We start from the raw sequence: 17,590 nt of genomic DNA, 5'->3' as shown, positions 1-17,590 counted from the left end.
TTTTTACTTCTAAGTTAAATTCAAGAATATTTCTATAATAGTCTTAAATATAATAACTAAATAAACCTTAAAGTAATTTGCTTTCCTTAATATTTTTCTAAGTTATGATAAAATTAAATTATACTAATATTTATGCGGAGGTTAAAAAATGCTTTATGATTGTCACATACATACAGAATTTTCAGCTGACTCAGAGTTAAAAATTAAGGATATATTAGAGAAAGCTAAAAAAAATAATCTAGGAATAATAACTACAGAGCATTTAGATTATAATTTAAAAACTCATCCTCAATTTGCTGAACTTGATATTGAAGGTTATTTAAATGAATACAGTAAATATAGAGGGAAAAATATGCAACAAGGTGTAGAACTTGGACTTGCAATGAACAATATAGATGAAAACTTTGCCTTTTATGAAAAATACAAAGATAAATTTGATATGATAATAGGTTCTATTCATTCTATAAATGGTGTTACTCTTTCTAGATTTCTAAAACAAGATACTAGACCTAAAGAATTTGTTTATGGTGAATATCTTGATAATATGCTTAAATGCATAGAATTTTATGATATTTTTGATACCTTAGGACATATAGATTATCCTTGTAGATACAGTACTTATGATGATAAGGAAATGACTCTTAAGGATTTTAAACCTAAATTCCAAGCTATTTTTAAAACACTAATAGCTAAAAATAAAGTTCTTGAACTTAATACTACTCGTTTAAATGATGAAACTTCCTTTAAAAACATGGTAGAAATCTATTCATACTATAGAGAACTTGGAGGTAAGTATATAACCCTTGGCTCAGATTCTCATAAAATAGAACATATAGGTAGAAATTTCGAAAAACTTTATAAATTCTTAGAAGAAACAAAATTAGCTCCTTGTTACTTTAAAGAAAGAAAATTAATTCCATGTTCATATCCCCTATAAAAATAATTTTATTTTTTAATTCACATAAAAATAAAATTTAAAATCAAAGTTAATTTTTCACTATATCTTTATATAAATAGTAAGTTATATAAAGACACACTATTTTTAAGGAGTTTTTTTATTTCCCAATTTAGTAATTAAAACTTACTTTTAAATTAAGTTTTATCCTAAGCTTATAAGAATTTTAAGATATATTAAGTTTTATATACTACTTAATATAAATAATAAATTTATTTAAAACTATAAAAGACTGTAAGAAAATTTATTTTCACATAAATCTCTTACAGTCTCTAAATACACTTTTATTTTTTCTTTAAAAGAACATTATTTGATTTTTGTGAAGTGGCAAGCTTAACTTGAGAATCTAAGTATTTTTGCTCTAAATCTAAAAGTTTATACTTAGCTGTTTGCCAGTTACGTCTTAACTCTTTATTATTCTCCATTAAAAGTTCTTTTTCTCTTTTTAACTTTTTAGCTTCCTCTTCTAAAATCTCCATTTCAGCCTTAACTTCTTCAGCTTCTTCCTTTAAGGCTTTCATTTCAACTTCCATATCCTCTGAAATCTTCTTACCTAAAGCATCTTTTTCTTCTAAAGCTAATTGAAGATTTGCTTCTAACTCTAAAATTTGCTTCTTTAAACCACTATTTTGATCTTTGATCCAAATTTTTTCTTTATTTAAAAGCTCTGAAGTTTCTTTAAGTTGTCCATTTTCTTTATTTAAACCTTCAAGTTTTTCTTCTATTTCTTTGCAATTAATCTTTAGATTTTCTCCTTCTAAAGTTAACTTTTCATTTTCTTCTCTTTGAGTCTTATTTCTTTCCTTTAAGCTATTAATCTCTTTATTTAATAGTTCTAAGTTTTTCTTAGCTTCAGTAACTATACTGCTTAAGCTATTATTTTTTTCCTTAAGATCTCTAAGCTCTTTTTCCACATTATTATTTTTGCTTTTTAAATTATTAATCTCATTACTTAAGTTTTTCTCTTTATTTCTTGAGATTTCTATAGTTTTGTTTAACTCAGCATTATTTGATTTAACCTCTTTAAGTTCTTTACTTAATTTTTCAACTTCATGTGAGTTTTTATCCTTAGCTGATTTTAAACTATTATTTTCATTTTTTAATCTTTCAATTTCTTTCTTTAAATTAGCTATTTCCTCATTAGAATTATTCATTCTATTCTTTGTATTCTTAAGCTCTTCCTTTAAATTAGAATTTTCATTATTTAGCTTATTAAATTTATTATTAAGTTCTTCTCTGCTTTTCTCAATCTCTTCTTTTTTATCTTTTAATTCATTAAAACTCTTTTCTAAGGCTTCTTTCTCTGAAGTAATCTTATCTAATTTTTCCTTTAAAGAAACACTTTCTCCTTCTAGTTCTTTAAGATCTTCTATTTCTTTTTTGGACTTTTCTAATTCAGATTTTACTTTTTCATAATAATCTATAAGTTGATTATATTCATCGTTTCCTTTAAATAATTCATCAGCTATGTTTAATGCAGATAAAGATAAAACTCCAAGTGCACTTAATTTATTATTTTTTGTTGCCATCTCTTGTGTTTTTTCTTCTACGTATTCAGCTACTTTTTTTAAATATTCTCCGTCTTCATGGCCTTTTAAATTATATTCAACTCCATTTATTGTTACCGTAACAGTCGCCATACTTCCTTAAACACCTCTTACTTCCATAATAAAAAATATGTTATGTACATTTTAACATATACATAACATATTTAAAACTATTATTGCTCTCTTAATTGAGCTCCTAGCTTATATTCTAAAGCTCTTAGTATCTTATCATGAACTTTATTTATATCTTTATCTTTTAAAGTTTTGCTTGGATCTCTGTAAGCTATAGCATATGCAATACTCTTCTTACCTTCTGGTATTTGAGCACCTTTATAAACGTCAAATAATTCAACTTTTTCAACTACTTGACCACCAGCTTTTCTTATTGCATCTTCTATTTCTTGAACTAGAACTGCATCATCAACAAGTAAAGCTATATCTCTTGTTATTGCTGGATACTTAGGTAATGGTTTGTAAGCTTTCTCTGTTTTTGAGAAGTTATACATAGCATCTAAGTCTAATTCAGCTACATAGCAAGGAACATCTACTCCGTAGTTTTCATTAACATCTGGGTGAATTTCTCCTAAAACCCCTAATGAAGTTCTACCTAATATTAACTCAGCAGTTTTTCCTGGGTGATAACTTGGGTTTTCACTCATTCTCTTGAATGATGCACTCTTAAGACCTAATGAATCTAATAAGTTTTCAACTATTCCTTTTAAATCGAAGTAATCACATTGTCCATAAATACCAATTGTTAATATATTTCTTTCAGTTGGCAATTCATTTTCATCTGAATTTGGAATATAAGTTTTACCTATTTCAAATAATCTAACTATCTCATTGCTTCTTGAATAGTTTCTTGCTAAAGATTCCATCATTGAAGGAAGTGTTGAAGTTCTCATAACACTATAATCTTCTCCTAGTGGATTCTTTATTTTAACAACATTTCTAAGGCTACTATCTTCTGGTACACAGATTTTATCAAATACCTTTGGACTTACAAATGAGTAACTTATAGATTGATTTAAGCCTGACGCTAACATTGTATCTATAACTTTTTCATCTAATAATTGTTTCTTGTCCTTAGCTTCTTTTTCTGTACTAGTTGATATTAAAGTAGCTGGAATATTATTATATCCATAAATTCTTGCAACTTCTTCTGCTACATCTTCTCTTATATCAACATCTATTCTAAATGTAGGTACTAATATTTCTAATGTATCTCCATTTATAGTAGTTTTTAAATCTAAGCTATCTAAACATCTCTTCATTTCTTCAGCTTCTAATGAAGTTCCTAAGAATTTGTTTATCCAGCTAACACTTACTTCTAGAGTCTTTTCTTCTTTAACATTATTATAGACATCTATAGTGCCTTCCATAATCTCTCCACAGCCTAGTTCTTCAACTAAAGCACATGCTCTGTCTAAAGCTAAAGCTGCTAAGTTTGGATCTATGTCTTTTTCAAATCTTGATGAACTTTCAGTTCTTAAGCCTAAATTTTTAGAATTAACTCTTATGTTAGTTCCATCAAAGTTAGCTGATTCAAATACAATCTCTGTTGTATCATCTTTAACCCCTGAGTTTAATCCACCCATTATACCAGCTAAAGCAACTATTTCTTCTCCATCTTTTATGCAAAGAACATCTGAATTTAATTCTCTTTCTATTTCATCTAAAGTTACGAATTTATCTCCATCTTTAGCTCTCTCAACTACTATGTTAGAAGATTTTAATTCTCTTCTATCAAAGGCATGCATTGGTTGACCAAGCTCTAACATAACAAAGTTAGTAATATCAACTATGTTATTTATAGGTCTAACCCCAGCATCTAATAATCTTTCTTGCATCCAAGTTGGTGATGGAGCTACCTTTACATTTTTAACTCCTCTAGCCATATATCTATTACAAAGCTTATCATTAACTGAAACTTTTATTTCATCATTTATGTTTTTATCACATTTAACTTCAAACTTAGTACTTGGCATTCTGTAAGTTTTTCTTGTTGTAGCTGCTGTCTCTCTAGCCATACCTAAAACACTTAAACAATCAGGTCTGTTTGAAGTTATTTCAAAGTCTAAAACTTGTTTATTAAGACCTAAATATTCTTTTATACAAACCCCAATTGGAGCATCCTCTGGTAAAATCATAAGTCCAATAACTTCTTTTCCGTCAGCAATTCCTAATTCTTCTTCTGAACAGAACATTCCGTTTGAAACTTCTCCTCTTAATTTACCTTTTTTGATTTTGCTTCCATCAGCTAATATTGCACCATGTAAAGCTACTGGAACTTTATCATGTTCTTTCATATTATCTGCAGCTGTTACTATTTGAATCATTTCTGATCCTATGTTTACTTGACAAATTTTAAGCTTTTCAGCATCAGGATGTTGTTCTATTTTATCTATTTGACAAGTAACTATATTTTCTATTTCTGCACCAGCAGTTACGACCTCTTCTACTTTTGATCCTGATAAAGTTAAAGCATCACCTAACTCTTCTGCTGTCATATCTATATCAACGTAATCTTTAAGCCAATTAAATGGTACTTTCATCTTTTTTACCTCCTATTTTAAAACTAGAATTGATTTAAGAATCTCATATCACTTTCGTATAATAATCTTATGTCATCTATTCCATACTTAAGCATAACCATTCTGTCTACACCAAAGCCGAAAGCAAATCCACTATAAACTTCTGGGTCTATTCCACAGTTTCTTAAAACTTGAGGGTGAACCATACCACAACCTAGTATTTCTATCCAACCTTCTCCCTTACATACTTTACATCCTTTTCCGTTACATACAAAGCATGTAGCATCCATTTCAGCTGATGGCTCAGTGAATGGGAAATGATGTGGTCTAAACTTAGTTTTTACTTTATCACCAAACATTTTCTTAGCAAATAATTCTAAAGTTCCTTTAAGATCTGCAAAAGTTATATCTTTATCTATAACAAGACCTTCCATTTGGTAGAATATTGGTGAATGTGTAGCATCAACAGCATCTGATCTAAATACCTTACCAGGTGAGATCATTTTTATTGGTGGTTGTTGTTTTTCCATTACTCTAGCTTGAACTGGAGAAGTTTGAGTTCTTAAAACTACATTATCATTTATGTAGAATGTATCTTGCTCACTTCTAGCTGGATGGTTCTTAGGAATATTTAAGGCTTCAAAGTTATAGTAATCTTTCTCAACCTCTGGACCATCTTCTATAGCAAATCCCATTGAAACAAATATTTTTTTCATTTCATCTAAAGTTTGCTCTAATGGATGTTTCTTTCCTATTGTTTGTTTTTTACCAGGCATTGAAATATCTATTACTTCATTTTTAAGCTTTTCTTGTTTTTCAGCTTCTTTAACAGCCTTTGTTATAGCCTCTAATTCAGCTTCTAAAACCTCTCTTACCTCATTAGCTAACTTACCAACTATTGGTCTCTCCTCTTTAGATAGAGATCCCATTCCTCTTAATATAGTTGTAAGCTCTCCCTTTTTACCAAGATATTTAACTCTTATTGTATCAATAGTAGTACTATCTTTAGCTTCTTTAATTTCTACTAAAGCTAATTCTTTAATTTGATTTAACTTATCTTGCATTTTCATTCTCCTTTCCTGATATATAATTAATATATTAGATTTTATCTTAAAGCTCTTAGAACCCTAATATCTATTTTTTAGTCATTATTTAATCTTAGATTTAATTTTAATGGTATATTTTCATTATTGACACATTTCTATTAAAATAAAATAAACCCCATCCCTCTAAAACAAGGGACGGGGTATTCATATCCGTGGTACCACCCTAATTAGTACTAAAAAAATTAGTACTCACTTAATTTCAAATAACGACTATGCCGCTAACTACTACTTTATATTTCACAGTTAGAACTCCAGAGTGAACTTCAATATAGGTTTCTAAAAATGCTTTCAGTCCATGGCATTTTTTCCCTGATAAGAAATTGCTATATCTACTCTCTCTATCAATGTTTTTATCTATTCAATTCAAAGTATATTATACATATAATAGTATTTATAATCAAGGTATTTATTATTTTTTCCCCTTAATAATATCTTACTTTAAAAAAATCAAGAGATTGTATCAAAAGTTAATAATAAAACTTTATTTGATACAACCTCCTGATTTATTTAAATGATTGTCTTATCTTTTCATATATCATTATAGAAGTAGCTACAGCTACATTTAAAGATTCAGCTTCACCAGGCATAGGAATTTTAACTTTTATGTCTGCAATATCATATACTTCCTCACTGACACCATTTCCCTCATTACCAACAGCTATCATAACTTTTCCTTGAAGATTTTCTTCAAAGAAATTATTTTTTCCTTGAAGAGAACTTACTACAAGTTTATACCCTTCCTTCTTTAATGATTTTACAAAATCTAAAGAATCATCCTCAACAATTGGAATATAAAATATTGAACCCATTGTTGATCTTAGAGTCTTATCGTTATATATGTCAACAGTACCTTTAGTCATTACTATTCCTGCTGCACCTGCTGCATGAGCTGTTCTTATTATTGTTCCCATATTTCCTGGATCTTGAACCTTATCTACTAAAACAACTAGCTCTCCACTTTTTAATTCCTTGTTTTGCATATTTATAACCCCAACAATTCCTTGTGGATTTTCCGTTGAACAAAGTTGTTTTAAAAGAGCTTCATTCATTTGTATAAGCTTTATATTTTCATTAATTTTTAAGAATAAGTCAGGATTTTTCTCCTTAAAACTTTCTGTAAAAATTATTGAATCTATTGATACCTTACTTTTTATAGCTTCCTCTACAAATCTTAAACCTTCAATAAGATACTTATTACTCTTTATTCTATGCTTTTTTTCTTTCAACTTTTTTATCTCTTTAAATAAGTTGTTATTTTTACTTTCGATTTCTAACAAAGCAAATAATCCTTTCTAGAAGATATTAATGTCTAAATATCTTTCCTTCTAATTTTGTTAAATCCTCTGCAGAACCTATAGCAACTACTATGTCATCCTTATTAATAACATCATCTGCATCTGGAGATATATTAACTTCATTGTTTCTCTTAATAGCCATTACGTTTATTCCGTATTTACTTCTTAAGCTTAATTCTTTCATAGACTTTCCATACCACTCTTTTGGACTTTCTATTTCAATTATAGAATAATCTGGTGATAATTCTATATAATCTAAGATGCTTGAAGAAACTAAGTTATGAGCTACTCTAACTCCCATATCCTTCTCAGGTAAGATTACTCTGTCTGCTCCTATTTTATATAAAACTTTAGCATGTAAATCACTATTTCCCTTAGCTATTATATATTTTATTCCCATATCTTTTACAAGTAATGTTGCCATAACACTTGCTTGTATGTTAGCTCCTATTGTAACTACAGCCACATCAAAATTTCTTAATCCTAAAGTTCTTAAAGCATTTTCATCTGTTGCATCCATTTGAACTGCATGAGTTACACTATCTGATATTTCTTGAACTAAATCCTCATTAGAATCAATTGCTAAAACATCATGACCTAAAGCATATAAAGTTTTAGCTACTGATGATCCAAATCTTCCTAATCCTATAATAACGAATTGTTTACTTGACATAAGCCTTACACTCCTAACTTATTTATCCTATTAATATTTTATCTTCTGGGTATTTGTATGCACTTGGTTTCTTTCTATTAGCTAAAGCTAGAACAACAGTCATAGGGCCCACTCTTCCTAAATACATAGTTATTATTATTATTATTTTTCCTATTACTGAAAGATATGGAGTTAATCCAAGAGTTAATCCAACTGTAGCAAAAGCTGATGTAACTTCATATAGAATATATTCTAATGAAAATCCAGGTTCCGTTACTGCTAAAATTAATGTTCCAAGTACCACTATACCAAAACCTATAAATAAAACAGCAAAAGCCTTATACACTAATTCTTTTGAAATTCTCTTTTTAAATACTTCAGTATCTTCTCTTCCTCTTATTATAGAGATCAGAGTAAGTACTACTATACCAAAGGTAGCAGTTTTAATTCCCCCTGCTGTTGACCCTGGTGATCCACCTACAAACATTAATAATATAGTTAAGAATTTTCCAGCTAAAGTCATATCCGCAGTAGAAACAGAGTTAAATCCAGCAGTCCTTGTGGTTGCTGAAGCAAAGAATGCATTAGTTAATTTATCTCCAAAACTCATATACTTAAGAGTATTAGGATTATTATATTCAAATATGAACATAAGGATAGCGCCTCCAATTAAAAGGATAGCTGTTATCATTATTACAACTTTAGAGTGTAAAGATAATTTCTTATACCCCTTATAATTATATAATTCTGACCAAACAGTAAATCCTAAACCACCAATTACTATTAAGGCTGCAATTGTTAATATTACGGTTTTATTGTTAGCATATCCAACTAGATTATCTCCAAATAAATCAAACCCTGCATTACAAAAAGCTGATATAGAATGCCAAATACTATAGTATATTCCTTTTAAGAATCCAAACTTGGGTATAAATTGAGTAGATAATAATAGTGCACCTAACATTTCTACTGAAAATGTAAATGCTAAGATATATCTAATCATTCTAACTAACCCCTGTATTCCAAAGGTATTCATAGCTTCTTGTATAAGAAGTCTTTCCCTTAATGTTATTTTTTTCTTAACCATTAAGGCAAATAAAGTTGTAAAGGACATGAATCCCAATCCACCTATTTGTATTAAGATTATTATGACAGTTTTCCCAAAATAGTTCCAATGTGCCGCTGTATTTAATGTTATAAGTCCCGTAACACATACAGCTGAAGTTGAAGTAAATAAACTATCTAAAAAAGGAGTAAACTCACCACTTTTAGATGATATTGGAAGACTTAATATTATAGCACCTAATAAAATAACCATAGAAAAACCTAAAGCTAAAATCTGAACGGCACTAAATTTTATCTTTTTTGTCAGTTTAATGTACATAATTAAACCCCCAACTTAAACTAATATTATATTTTTCCTTTAATTTTATTATATCTTATTTTTAATTTATATATGTAAAGTTGTCTTATTTTTAGAATTTAAAAGTAATTTTATTTAATTGTAATTGCAAATAAGTTTAATTTTATTCAGATAAAAGTCTGAATAAAATTAAACTTATAAAATATAAATAAAATATAAAAAAAATGCGAGATAAACTCGCATCTGATATTAAGCGTTTAAGTGCTTTTTAGCTAATTCAACTAAATCAGCAAATGCTTTTGGATCATTTATAGCTATCTCTGAAAGCATTTTTCTGTTTATATCAACACCAGCTAATTTCATTCCGTTCATGAATCTTGAATATGAAAGACCGTTCATTCTTGTAGCTGCGTTTATTCTAGCTATCCATAATCTTCTGTAGTCTCTCTTCTTTAATCTTCTTCCAACGTAAGCATTTCTTAATGCTCTTATTACTGATTCGTTAGCAGTTTTGAATAACTTGCTTTTTCCACCATAGTATCCTTTTGCAAGTTTTAAAACTTTTTTATGATTTTTACGAGCATTTACCGCTCTCTTAACTCTTGCCATTTTCTAGACCTCCTACTCCGTGTTTTATCTTATAGATATGGTAATAATTTCTTCATTGCTTTTTCTTGTGCAGTTGAAACATAACCAGTTTTTCTTAAATTTCTTTTTCTCTTAGCACTTTTCTTTGTTAAGATATGGCTAGTGAAAGCGTGAGCTCTCTTTAACTTTCCAGTTCCTGTTTTTTTGAATCTTTTTGCTGCACCTCTATGAGTTTTCATTTTTGGCATTGTAAGTATCCTCCTCTCAAGTTACGCTTTTTTAGGAGCTAAAATCATTATCATGTTTCTACCTTCTAATTTAGCAGGTTTTTCTACTGAACATACTTCCTCTAATTGAGCTAAGAAACTATCTAATATCTTAACACCAACATGTGAATGCTCAGCTTCTCTTCCTCTAAATCTTACAGTTATCTTGACTTTATCTCCAGCTTCTAAGAATTTTTTAGCATTCTTAGCTTTTATTTCTAAGTCATGCTTTTCTATAGTTGGGCTAACTCTTATCTCCTTAACACTGATAACCTTTTGCTTCTTTTTTGCTTCTTTTTCTTTTTTAGATTGCTCGTAAATAAATTTACCGTAATCCATTATTTTGCAAACTGGTGGTTTAGCATTTGGCGAAATCATAACTAAGTCTAACTCAGCCTCATCTGCCATTTTTTGTGCATCTCTTCCAGATACAACACCAAGTTGCTCTCCTGTGCTAGAAATTAATCTAACCTCTTTTTCTCTTATTTCTTGATTGATTGCAAAATTTTTACTAATCTTGTTCACCTCCGATAGAATTTAGCCAACACAAATATATAAATAAAAAAGGACGGTTTTAAGCCGTCCTCTATTACCAAAATCAAATGTAATAAAATTCATGACCAAACTAGCATTAATAGCTGTAAGGTGAGAAACGGCTGTTTCTTCTTGACATCAGTTATCTTATCATTATTCTTTTTTATTGTCAACACAATTCATCAATTTCTTTTAAATAAAATAATAGTTTTATATCTTTAAAACTTATAAATTTAAAATTTATTATGATAAATATTTTTAATTTTAAAAACTTATTTCTTTAGAATATCATTGTAACTTCTATGGGCTTCTACTCTTTCACCAAAGACACTTTTTATAGTTTGAATAAATTCTTTATTAATACAATGTTCTTCATTATATATTTTTATTTTTTTAGGTGCATTGGTTATTAAACCACTAATAATAATATCTTCTATATTTATTATTCCTTCTTCAGCAATATCAGTAATTTCATTTAAAAAATCCTTAAAGATATCAAGTCCCTTAGAATCTTTAACCTCATATGATCCATTTCTTTGAACTACTATATTTACTTCTTCCAATTTACACTCTTGTATATCTACAAAATACTTTAATAGTTTTATGAATTCATTATATTCCTTTTCAATCATATAATCTTCTACTACTTTATCTATAATACATTCTATATCCTTTAACAAAGGTTTCATTCTAAAGGTTATAAATCCTTCTATGTTTATATAATCATTTTCTAATATGAATTCTTTTATATTCTCTATAATGTCATTTACCTTATTTAAACAATAAAAATCTTTATCAGAACAAATCTTTTGCTCCCCTTTTAATATTTTATTTATAGTTAAATCAATTTCTAATATTTCATCATGTTTTAAAAAGAAATAATTTTCATTCATATAATGAAGCATTTCTTTTTCTCTATAGTGTTCTATTATTACATTATAAATAACATTACTTATATATAACATTATGGTCTCTCTTATCTTTTCATCAAAGTCACTATTTCCATAGTATATTTTAACGAAGTGAGTTCCACATGAGATACTTTCTGACACACCAATTACAATTCCTTTACTCTTTAAAACACTTTTTATACTCTGTATGTCCTCTATTAATTTTTTTTCGTCCTCACAACATAATGTCATTAGAAGCATTTTTCTCACTCCTTTCTCTACTTTTAGTATGTATTAATTCACATGTAATATTCAAAAATATAAATTCATTAATCGACAATTTCTTTAATTTTTTAGTAAAATGAAATTATAAAATTTTGAATGAGGAGATTATTATGAGAACTTGTTTTGTTGATTATAGAATTTCAGAATTTGAAGAAAAAAAACTAAAGGATTTAAATATTAATATAATTAAGGTACCAAAACATACTAAATTATATAATGCTATAGATGGTCATCCAGATATACAAATAAATATAATTAATGAAAATACTCTTTTATTAGCTAAAGATTCCTCTGAAGAATTATTTAACTCTATACCAAAAGAATTAAATATTATAAAAAGCTCTTATAACTTAGAAGATAAGTATCCTGGAAATGTAATTTTAAATGCTGTAAACTTAAAAAATGATTTTATACACAATCTAAAATTTACTGATCCTAAGCTAATTGAATCAGTAAAGGAAAAGAACTTAATAAACATAAAACAAGGATATTCTAAGTGTTCTATTGCTGTAGTTTCTGAAAAAGCCTTAATAACTTCTGATAAAGGAATTTATAAAGCCTTAAAGCCTCATGGTTTTGATATATTATTAATTCCTAGTGGTGATATTTCTCTTCCTGGTTTAGATTATGGATTTATAGGTGGAACCTGCGGATTAATTTCAAAAAATCAAATGGCTTTCTTTGGCAACTTAGAAAATCATCCCTATGGAAATCATATTAAAAACTTTTTATTAAAATATGATGTTGAACCAATTTATCTTTCTAATGGAAAATTAATAGATAGAGGTAGTATATTAACTATTTAACAATCACTATATTTTACTCAATATAGTAATAAATGTTGATAAAATAGCATATAAATATTATTTTTTATATTTATCACCTTTATTGTTACAACTTAAATATATATTTTTCAGATAATAAGTGGATAAATTTAATATTTACTGAATTATTATTTAATTTAATTCATACTTTTCCATTCCCATTGATTATACATTTAATAATATAGTAAAATAAAACCAAGTGGTAATTACAACTATGTATTAAGAGGGGGAAAAGTATGTTTTATTTAGGTATTGATGCAGGTGGAACAAAAACATCATTTATGCTTATAAACCATTTAGGAGAGGTTTTATCAACTTATACTAGTGGTACATGTCATATACATCAAGTAGGTTTTGATGGTTTTAGAAAAGGTATTCAAGAAGGTATTGATAAGATTTGTAGTGAAATTAATATATGCAGAGATGATCTTAGTTACTCATTTTTAGGTTTACCTGCTTATGGTGAAAATGAAAGTGAAAAATTAAAAATGAACTCTATAATAGTTGAAATCTTAGGAGAAAATAAATTTTCTTGTGGAAACGATGTAGAAGTTGCCTTAGCTGGCTCCTTAGCTGGTAAACCTGGAATATGTATAATTCTAGGAACAGGAGCTATTGCATCTGGTATAACTAATGATTTAAAAACAGCAAGAACTAGTGGCTGGGGATATATATGTGGTGATGAAGGTTCTGGATATTGGATTGCTAAAAAAGGGGTTGAAATCTTTGGAAAACAATCTGATCATAGATTAGAAAGAACTGCCCTTTATGATATATTTAAAAATGAATTAAAACTAGAAAATGATTTTGATTTAATATTCCTTATAAAGGATGAATATAAACAAGATAGAACTAAAGTTGCTAATCTTGCAATGTTAGTTTACAAAGCTGCTCTTAAAGGAGATAAATATGCTTTAGATATATATAGACAAGCTGCTAAAGAATGTCTTCTAATGGTAAATGGATTAACTAATCAACTTGAGTTTACAGGAGTATTAAATATTTCTTACTCTGGTAGTGTATTTAACTCAAAAGAATTTATCTTAGACCCACTAAGAAATTATCTTCAGGATAATTATACTGCTTTTAATCTAACAGCACCTATACTTCCACCAATTAAAGGCGCTGCATTAAATGCCTTAAAACTTCACAAAGGAGAAATTCCAGAAAGTGTAGTTCATAACTTAGCTAAAGAACCAAAAGAAATTTTAATATAATAATATATTTTAAAAGGAGCATTATGAAAATAAATAATAAAGTTTATAAATAGTATAAAGAAAAACTCTTAATACATTTATAAATTTTATCTCAAAGTTTCATAAAGCTCCTTTAATTTATTTATAATCTACATAAAGCTTAAAACCAATGCAGTTTTTATTGATACATTATTTTCTTTAACAAAGTTTTTAGCCTCTTTTCTAGGCACTTTAATAACTTCTATTTCTTCATTTTCTTCTAAATTTTCTGTTGAAATATTTCCATAAACCTTCATTTTAACCACAGCTACAGACTCATCAGACATACCTACTGAAGTATAGCTAGGCTTTATTAAATATTCACTTTCACTAGCTAAAAGTCCAGTTTCTTCAAAAAGCTCTCTTGTAGCAGCCTTTATTGCATCTTCTCCATTGTCTATAAGTCCAGCTGGGAATTCATATATATAATCATTTATAGCCGGTCTAAATTGCTTTAGCAAAACAAACTCATCATTTTCTGTTATTGGAATTATCATAACTCCATCTGCCTTATCATGCTTATTTACAACGCAGCTTAAATCTTTTTCTGTTCTTCTACTTGCTATAAAGTATTCCTTAGAATTTCCAACCTTATTCTCAATATCTAATTTATATAAGTTTAAAAACTTGCAATCAGTTAATTTTTTTATATCCTTTATTTTCATCTTAATACTCCTCTCATATTTCAACTTTTAATTAGGCTTTAAATTAATGCAAATTAAAATATAACTATATTTTTAACTATTCTAATTTAATTTTACACATAAAAAGGATAAATATAAAGTTTCCTTTATATCTATCCTAAAAATCTAATTAATTTCTCTTTAAACTTAAGATTCATTTTTTAAAGTATTATTTTCCTCATCTTTATTAAAGATTATTTTATCTTCTTTGCTAATTCTCATAATTATATGTCCACTTGAAAATCTTATATTAAATTCACTTTCTAGTGGGTTTATAAATTCTTCTTCCCAAAAACATATATATTTTCCAATAGTCTTTCTTATTGTATTATATAATTCTAGCTTTATTATCTCATTATTTTTTAAAGAAACACTTTCTTTATTTTTTTCTACCTTTTTGTCCCCTACTAAAAATTCTATATATATTAATTCACTTTTACTTTTTATATAAAATCCTTCACTATTACAATCTATAAAAATAACTCTCTCATCTATTAACCTTATAGTGTTTTTTATTAATTCCTTTAACCTCATCTTTTCTAAATCAATTCTACTTTCAAAGGAACTTATTCTTAAACTTAAATATGGAGTTACCTTCCAACCTCTATTTATCTTTGATTTATTTTTCTTATTTTCTTTATTATTCTTTAAAATTAAATAAGTTAAAAATAAAGCTAAAACAATTACAATAGCTAAAAACATCCTTACTCCCCCTACTAAGTTTATTTATATATTATATCTACCTAAAATATAATTAATACATTATGTATTTCAATTTTTAACATACAGCAAAATAATTATTCTAGTATTAAAATAATTATTTATCCTAATACTAAATTCTCAAAATATTAATGTACTTTTCTTGTAATATAAAACATATTATATTGTAAGTTGTAATTTAATATATTATATGCTTTTAGAGGCACTTTATTGATACTTTATTCCATCTTTTGTAAACCTTTACTATTAATTTATAATTTTGTCTGTAGGGGGTATTTTTATTATGAAAAAAGTTGTCAAACTACAAAAAGAAATTACTACTGATTTGGGAGATAAAGAAAATTTAGATTTGCTAATAGCTATTGATAATGTAAAGTTAATTCAATATACTTGTCCTTCTAATGAATTTTTTTCAGTATCTCATAAAGATTTAATTATATATAAAGAGGATAATACTCTTAATATTTCTGAAAAACCTATAAATAAAGATGTAATTGCCGTTTTAACTTGGTTTAAATATAGAGACACTCAAATAATCAAACTTTTCATAAAGGATTCTTCTGTAGCTAATGAAGAACTCTACCATATTACATTAAGAAAAGTATTTAAAGAAATTAATTTCTCTAACTTTGGTGAAAAGCTAATAAAATCTTTAATTTAAAAAGACTGTATTTTTAAAATAATATTTATATCTATATATTAATAAATGAACACTATTTTAAAAGAGCATAAAAAAACATCTATAAGAAATCTTATAGATGTTTTTTATGGAGGCGCCACCCGGATTTGAACCGGGGAATAAAGGTTTTGCAGACCTCTGCCTTACCACTTGGCTATAGCGCCATATAATGGAGCGGGTACCGGGAATCGAACCCGGGTATCCAGCTTGGAAGGCTGGTGTTCTACCATTGAACTACACCCGCATTTGGAGCGGAAGACGAGACTCGAACTCGCAACTTTCACCTTGGCAAGGTGACACTCTACCATTGAGTCACTCCCGCAATAATGGTGGCTCGAGCAGGAATCGAACCAGCGACACGAGGATTTTCAGTCCTCTGCTCTACCGACTGAGCTATCGAGCCAAATGTCTTGAGCTCTTCAAGACATTTATTATTATATTAACTTAAAATTAATTTGTCAACTTATTTTTTATTTTTTTCTTCTTTTTCTTTCTCTTCTGCTTTTTTCATTTCTTCTGAAACTTCATCAGCAATAGATTTTTCTTTTTCTTCTAATAATTTTCCTATATCTTCTTTTGTAAACTTATATGCTTTATTACAGAAGTGACATTTTAATTCCTCTTCTTTACCTTCATCATATAGTTCTTTTAAATCTTTATATCCTATGCTTAATAATGCTCTCTCTACTTTTTCTCTTGAACAATCACATTTATATTTTGGAGTTTCTTCTTCTAATATTTTTAAATCCATTCCATCAAAAATGAATTCTATAACTTCTTCTATTGTTTTTCCTTCTGATAACATTGTAGTTAATGAAGGAATCTCATCTAATCTATATGTTAGTAAGTCACCTAAAAGTTCATCAGCTCCTGGTAATAATTGAATTATAAATCCACCAGCTTTTTTTATTGAATGATCTCTATCTACTAATACTCCTAGGGCAACTGCTGAAGGTATTTGCTCTGAAGCTGTAAAATAATATGCTAAATCCTCAGCTATTTCTCCACTATATATAGGAACTTGTCCTACATATGGATCTTTTAATCCTAAATCTTTAATTACTGTTAATCCACCATTTTTACCAATAGCTTCACCAACATTTAATTTACCATTCTCTGTGTTTAAAGGTAAATCAACATGTGGATTTCCTATGTATCCTTTAACACTACAGTCTGAGTAAGCAGTTACAGTAACCCCTTTAGCCATTCCTCCACCATTGATTTGTAAAGTTACAACTTCTTTATCTGATTTTAGCATTGCTCCCATCATAGTACCTGCTGTTAACATTCTTCCTAAGGCAGCAGCTGCTGTAGGTGTACAATCATGTATTTTTGAAGCCTCATTAACTAACTCTGTAGTTTCTGTTGCAAATATTCTTATCATGCCATCTTTAGCTATGGCTCTTATTAATTTATCACTCATAATTTAATCCC

The 17,590-nt window shown here is 27.8% G+C and carries 17 protein-coding genes, 4 tRNA genes and 2 other annotated features; of the genes, 4 read left to right on the top strand and 17 right to left on the bottom strand.

Annotated features, from left to right (window positions below):
* Positions 1-148: 148 nt before the first annotated feature.
* Entirely contained in the window at positions 149-937 is a 789-nt protein-coding gene (locus QP548_RS01540; RefSeq protein ID WP_061428890.1) for a histidinol phosphate phosphatase, read from the top strand.
* Between the two features lie 302 nt (positions 938-1,239).
* On the opposite strand, the gene zapA is transcribed toward QP548_RS01540, so the two are convergent.
* From zapA to ytxC, 10 genes are all read right to left on the bottom strand, one after another.
* Complete coding sequence (gene zapA / locus QP548_RS01535) at positions 1,240-2,595, bottom strand: cell division protein ZapA (protein ID WP_061428891.1); 1,356 nt, start codon at positions 2,593-2,595, stop codon at positions 1,240-1,242.
* A gap of 80 nt (positions 2,596-2,675) precedes the next feature.
* A complete protein-coding gene (gene pheT, locus QP548_RS01530; protein WP_011590982.1) occupies positions 2,676-5,057 on the bottom strand; it encodes a phenylalanine--tRNA ligase subunit beta in 2,382 nt (793 codons plus the stop codon).
* Between the two features lie 23 nt (positions 5,058-5,080).
* The gene (pheS, locus tag QP548_RS01525) at positions 5,081-6,100 is read right to left on the bottom strand and encodes a phenylalanine--tRNA ligase subunit alpha (protein ID WP_003478405.1); all 1,020 of its coding nucleotides are present in this window, start codon (positions 6,098-6,100) and stop codon (positions 5,081-5,083) included.
* A 170-nt stretch (positions 6,101-6,270) separates the two neighbouring features.
* Positions 6,271-6,496, bottom strand: a binding site (T-box leader).
* Positions 6,497-6,645: 149 nt separating this feature from the next.
* Entirely contained in the window at positions 6,646-7,419 is a 774-nt protein-coding gene (locus tag QP548_RS01520) for a TrmH family RNA methyltransferase (RefSeq protein ID WP_061428892.1), read from the bottom strand.
* 25 nt (positions 7,420-7,444) lie between these two features.
* Positions 7,445-8,110 (bottom strand): potassium channel family protein, encoded by a 666-nt coding sequence (locus QP548_RS01515; RefSeq protein ID WP_003451483.1) that lies wholly within the window; start codon positions 8,108-8,110, stop codon positions 7,445-7,447.
* A 22-nt stretch (positions 8,111-8,132) separates the two neighbouring features.
* A complete protein-coding gene (locus QP548_RS01510) occupies positions 8,133-9,473 on the bottom strand; it encodes a TrkH family potassium uptake protein (RefSeq protein WP_003451277.1) in 1,341 nt (446 codons plus the stop codon).
* A gap of 228 nt (positions 9,474-9,701) precedes the next feature.
* Positions 9,702-10,061, bottom strand: coding sequence for a 50S ribosomal protein L20 (gene rplT / locus QP548_RS01505; RefSeq protein WP_003451332.1), 360 nt, complete (start codon positions 10,059-10,061; stop codon positions 9,702-9,704).
* A 29-nt stretch (positions 10,062-10,090) separates the two neighbouring features.
* The gene (gene rpmI / locus QP548_RS01500; RefSeq protein WP_003451643.1) at positions 10,091-10,288 is read right to left on the bottom strand and encodes a 50S ribosomal protein L35; all 198 of its coding nucleotides are present in this window, start codon (positions 10,286-10,288) and stop codon (positions 10,091-10,093) included.
* A gap of 21 nt (positions 10,289-10,309) precedes the next feature.
* Positions 10,310-10,831 carry a translation initiation factor IF-3 gene (gene infC, locus QP548_RS01495; protein ID WP_011590984.1) on the bottom strand — a complete coding sequence of 174 codons (522 nt, stop codon included), beginning with the start codon at positions 10,829-10,831 and terminating at the stop codon, positions 10,310-10,312.
* A 29-nt stretch (positions 10,832-10,860) separates the two neighbouring features.
* Positions 10,861-10,980: a sequence feature (ribosomal protein L20 leader region), on the bottom strand.
* A 132-nt stretch (positions 10,981-11,112) separates the two neighbouring features.
* A complete protein-coding gene (gene ytxC / locus QP548_RS01490) occupies positions 11,113-11,991 on the bottom strand; it encodes a putative sporulation protein YtxC (RefSeq protein ID WP_061428893.1) in 879 nt (292 codons plus the stop codon).
* Positions 11,992-12,125: 134 nt separating this feature from the next.
* Between ytxC and QP548_RS01485 the strand changes: the two genes are divergently transcribed.
* Together QP548_RS01485 and QP548_RS01480 are read left to right on the top strand one after the other, a co-directional pair.
* Positions 12,126-12,821 (top strand): DUF6873 family GME fold protein, encoded by a 696-nt coding sequence (locus QP548_RS01485; protein ID WP_061428894.1) that lies wholly within the window; start codon positions 12,126-12,128, stop codon positions 12,819-12,821.
* 254 nt (positions 12,822-13,075) lie between these two features.
* Positions 13,076-14,056, top strand: coding sequence for an N-acetylglucosamine kinase (locus QP548_RS01480; RefSeq protein WP_061428895.1), 981 nt, complete (start codon positions 13,076-13,078; stop codon positions 14,054-14,056).
* Positions 14,057-14,184: 128 nt separating this feature from the next.
* Here QP548_RS01480 and QP548_RS01475 read toward each other — a convergent pair whose 3' ends face one another.
* Positions 14,185-14,739 carry an NUDIX hydrolase gene (locus QP548_RS01475; protein WP_003454819.1) on the bottom strand — a complete coding sequence of 185 codons (555 nt, stop codon included), beginning with the start codon at positions 14,737-14,739 and terminating at the stop codon, positions 14,185-14,187.
* 165 nt (positions 14,740-14,904) lie between these two features.
* Positions 14,905-15,459: a hypothetical protein gene (locus QP548_RS01470; RefSeq protein ID WP_061428896.1), complete on the bottom strand. Its 555-nt coding sequence runs from the start codon at positions 15,457-15,459 to the stop codon at positions 14,905-14,907.
* A gap of 301 nt (positions 15,460-15,760) precedes the next feature.
* Between QP548_RS01470 and QP548_RS01465 the strand changes: the two genes are divergently transcribed.
* Positions 15,761-16,138 carry a hypothetical protein gene (locus QP548_RS01465; RefSeq protein WP_061428897.1) on the top strand — a complete coding sequence of 126 codons (378 nt, stop codon included), beginning with the start codon at positions 15,761-15,763 and terminating at the stop codon, positions 16,136-16,138.
* Between the two features lie 107 nt (positions 16,139-16,245).
* Here QP548_RS01465 and QP548_RS01460 read toward each other — a convergent pair.
* From QP548_RS01460 to hslO, 5 genes are all read right to left on the bottom strand, one after another.
* Positions 16,246-16,320 (bottom strand) — tRNA-Cys (locus QP548_RS01460).
* A gap of 6 nt (positions 16,321-16,326) precedes the next feature.
* A tRNA-Gly gene (locus QP548_RS01455) sits at positions 16,327-16,400 on the bottom strand.
* 3 nt (positions 16,401-16,403) lie between these two features.
* Positions 16,404-16,478, bottom strand: a tRNA-Gly gene (locus QP548_RS01450).
* A 5-nt stretch (positions 16,479-16,483) separates the two neighbouring features.
* A tRNA-Phe gene (locus tag QP548_RS01445) sits at positions 16,484-16,559 on the bottom strand.
* A gap of 60 nt (positions 16,560-16,619) precedes the next feature.
* Positions 16,620-17,579: an Hsp33 family molecular chaperone HslO gene (gene hslO, locus QP548_RS01440; RefSeq protein WP_003451067.1), complete on the bottom strand. Its 960-nt coding sequence runs from the start codon at positions 17,577-17,579 to the stop codon at positions 16,620-16,622.
* Positions 17,580-17,590 lie beyond the last annotated feature (11 nt).

The organism is Clostridium sp. UMB9555A (genome assembly GCF_030222355.1).
GTDB classification, from domain to species: domain Bacteria; phylum Bacillota; class Clostridia; order Clostridiales; family Clostridiaceae; genus Sarcina; species Sarcina perfringens.
Note: the sequence above shows the minus strand (reverse complement) of the source record. Positions and strands in the feature narration are given on the sequence as shown.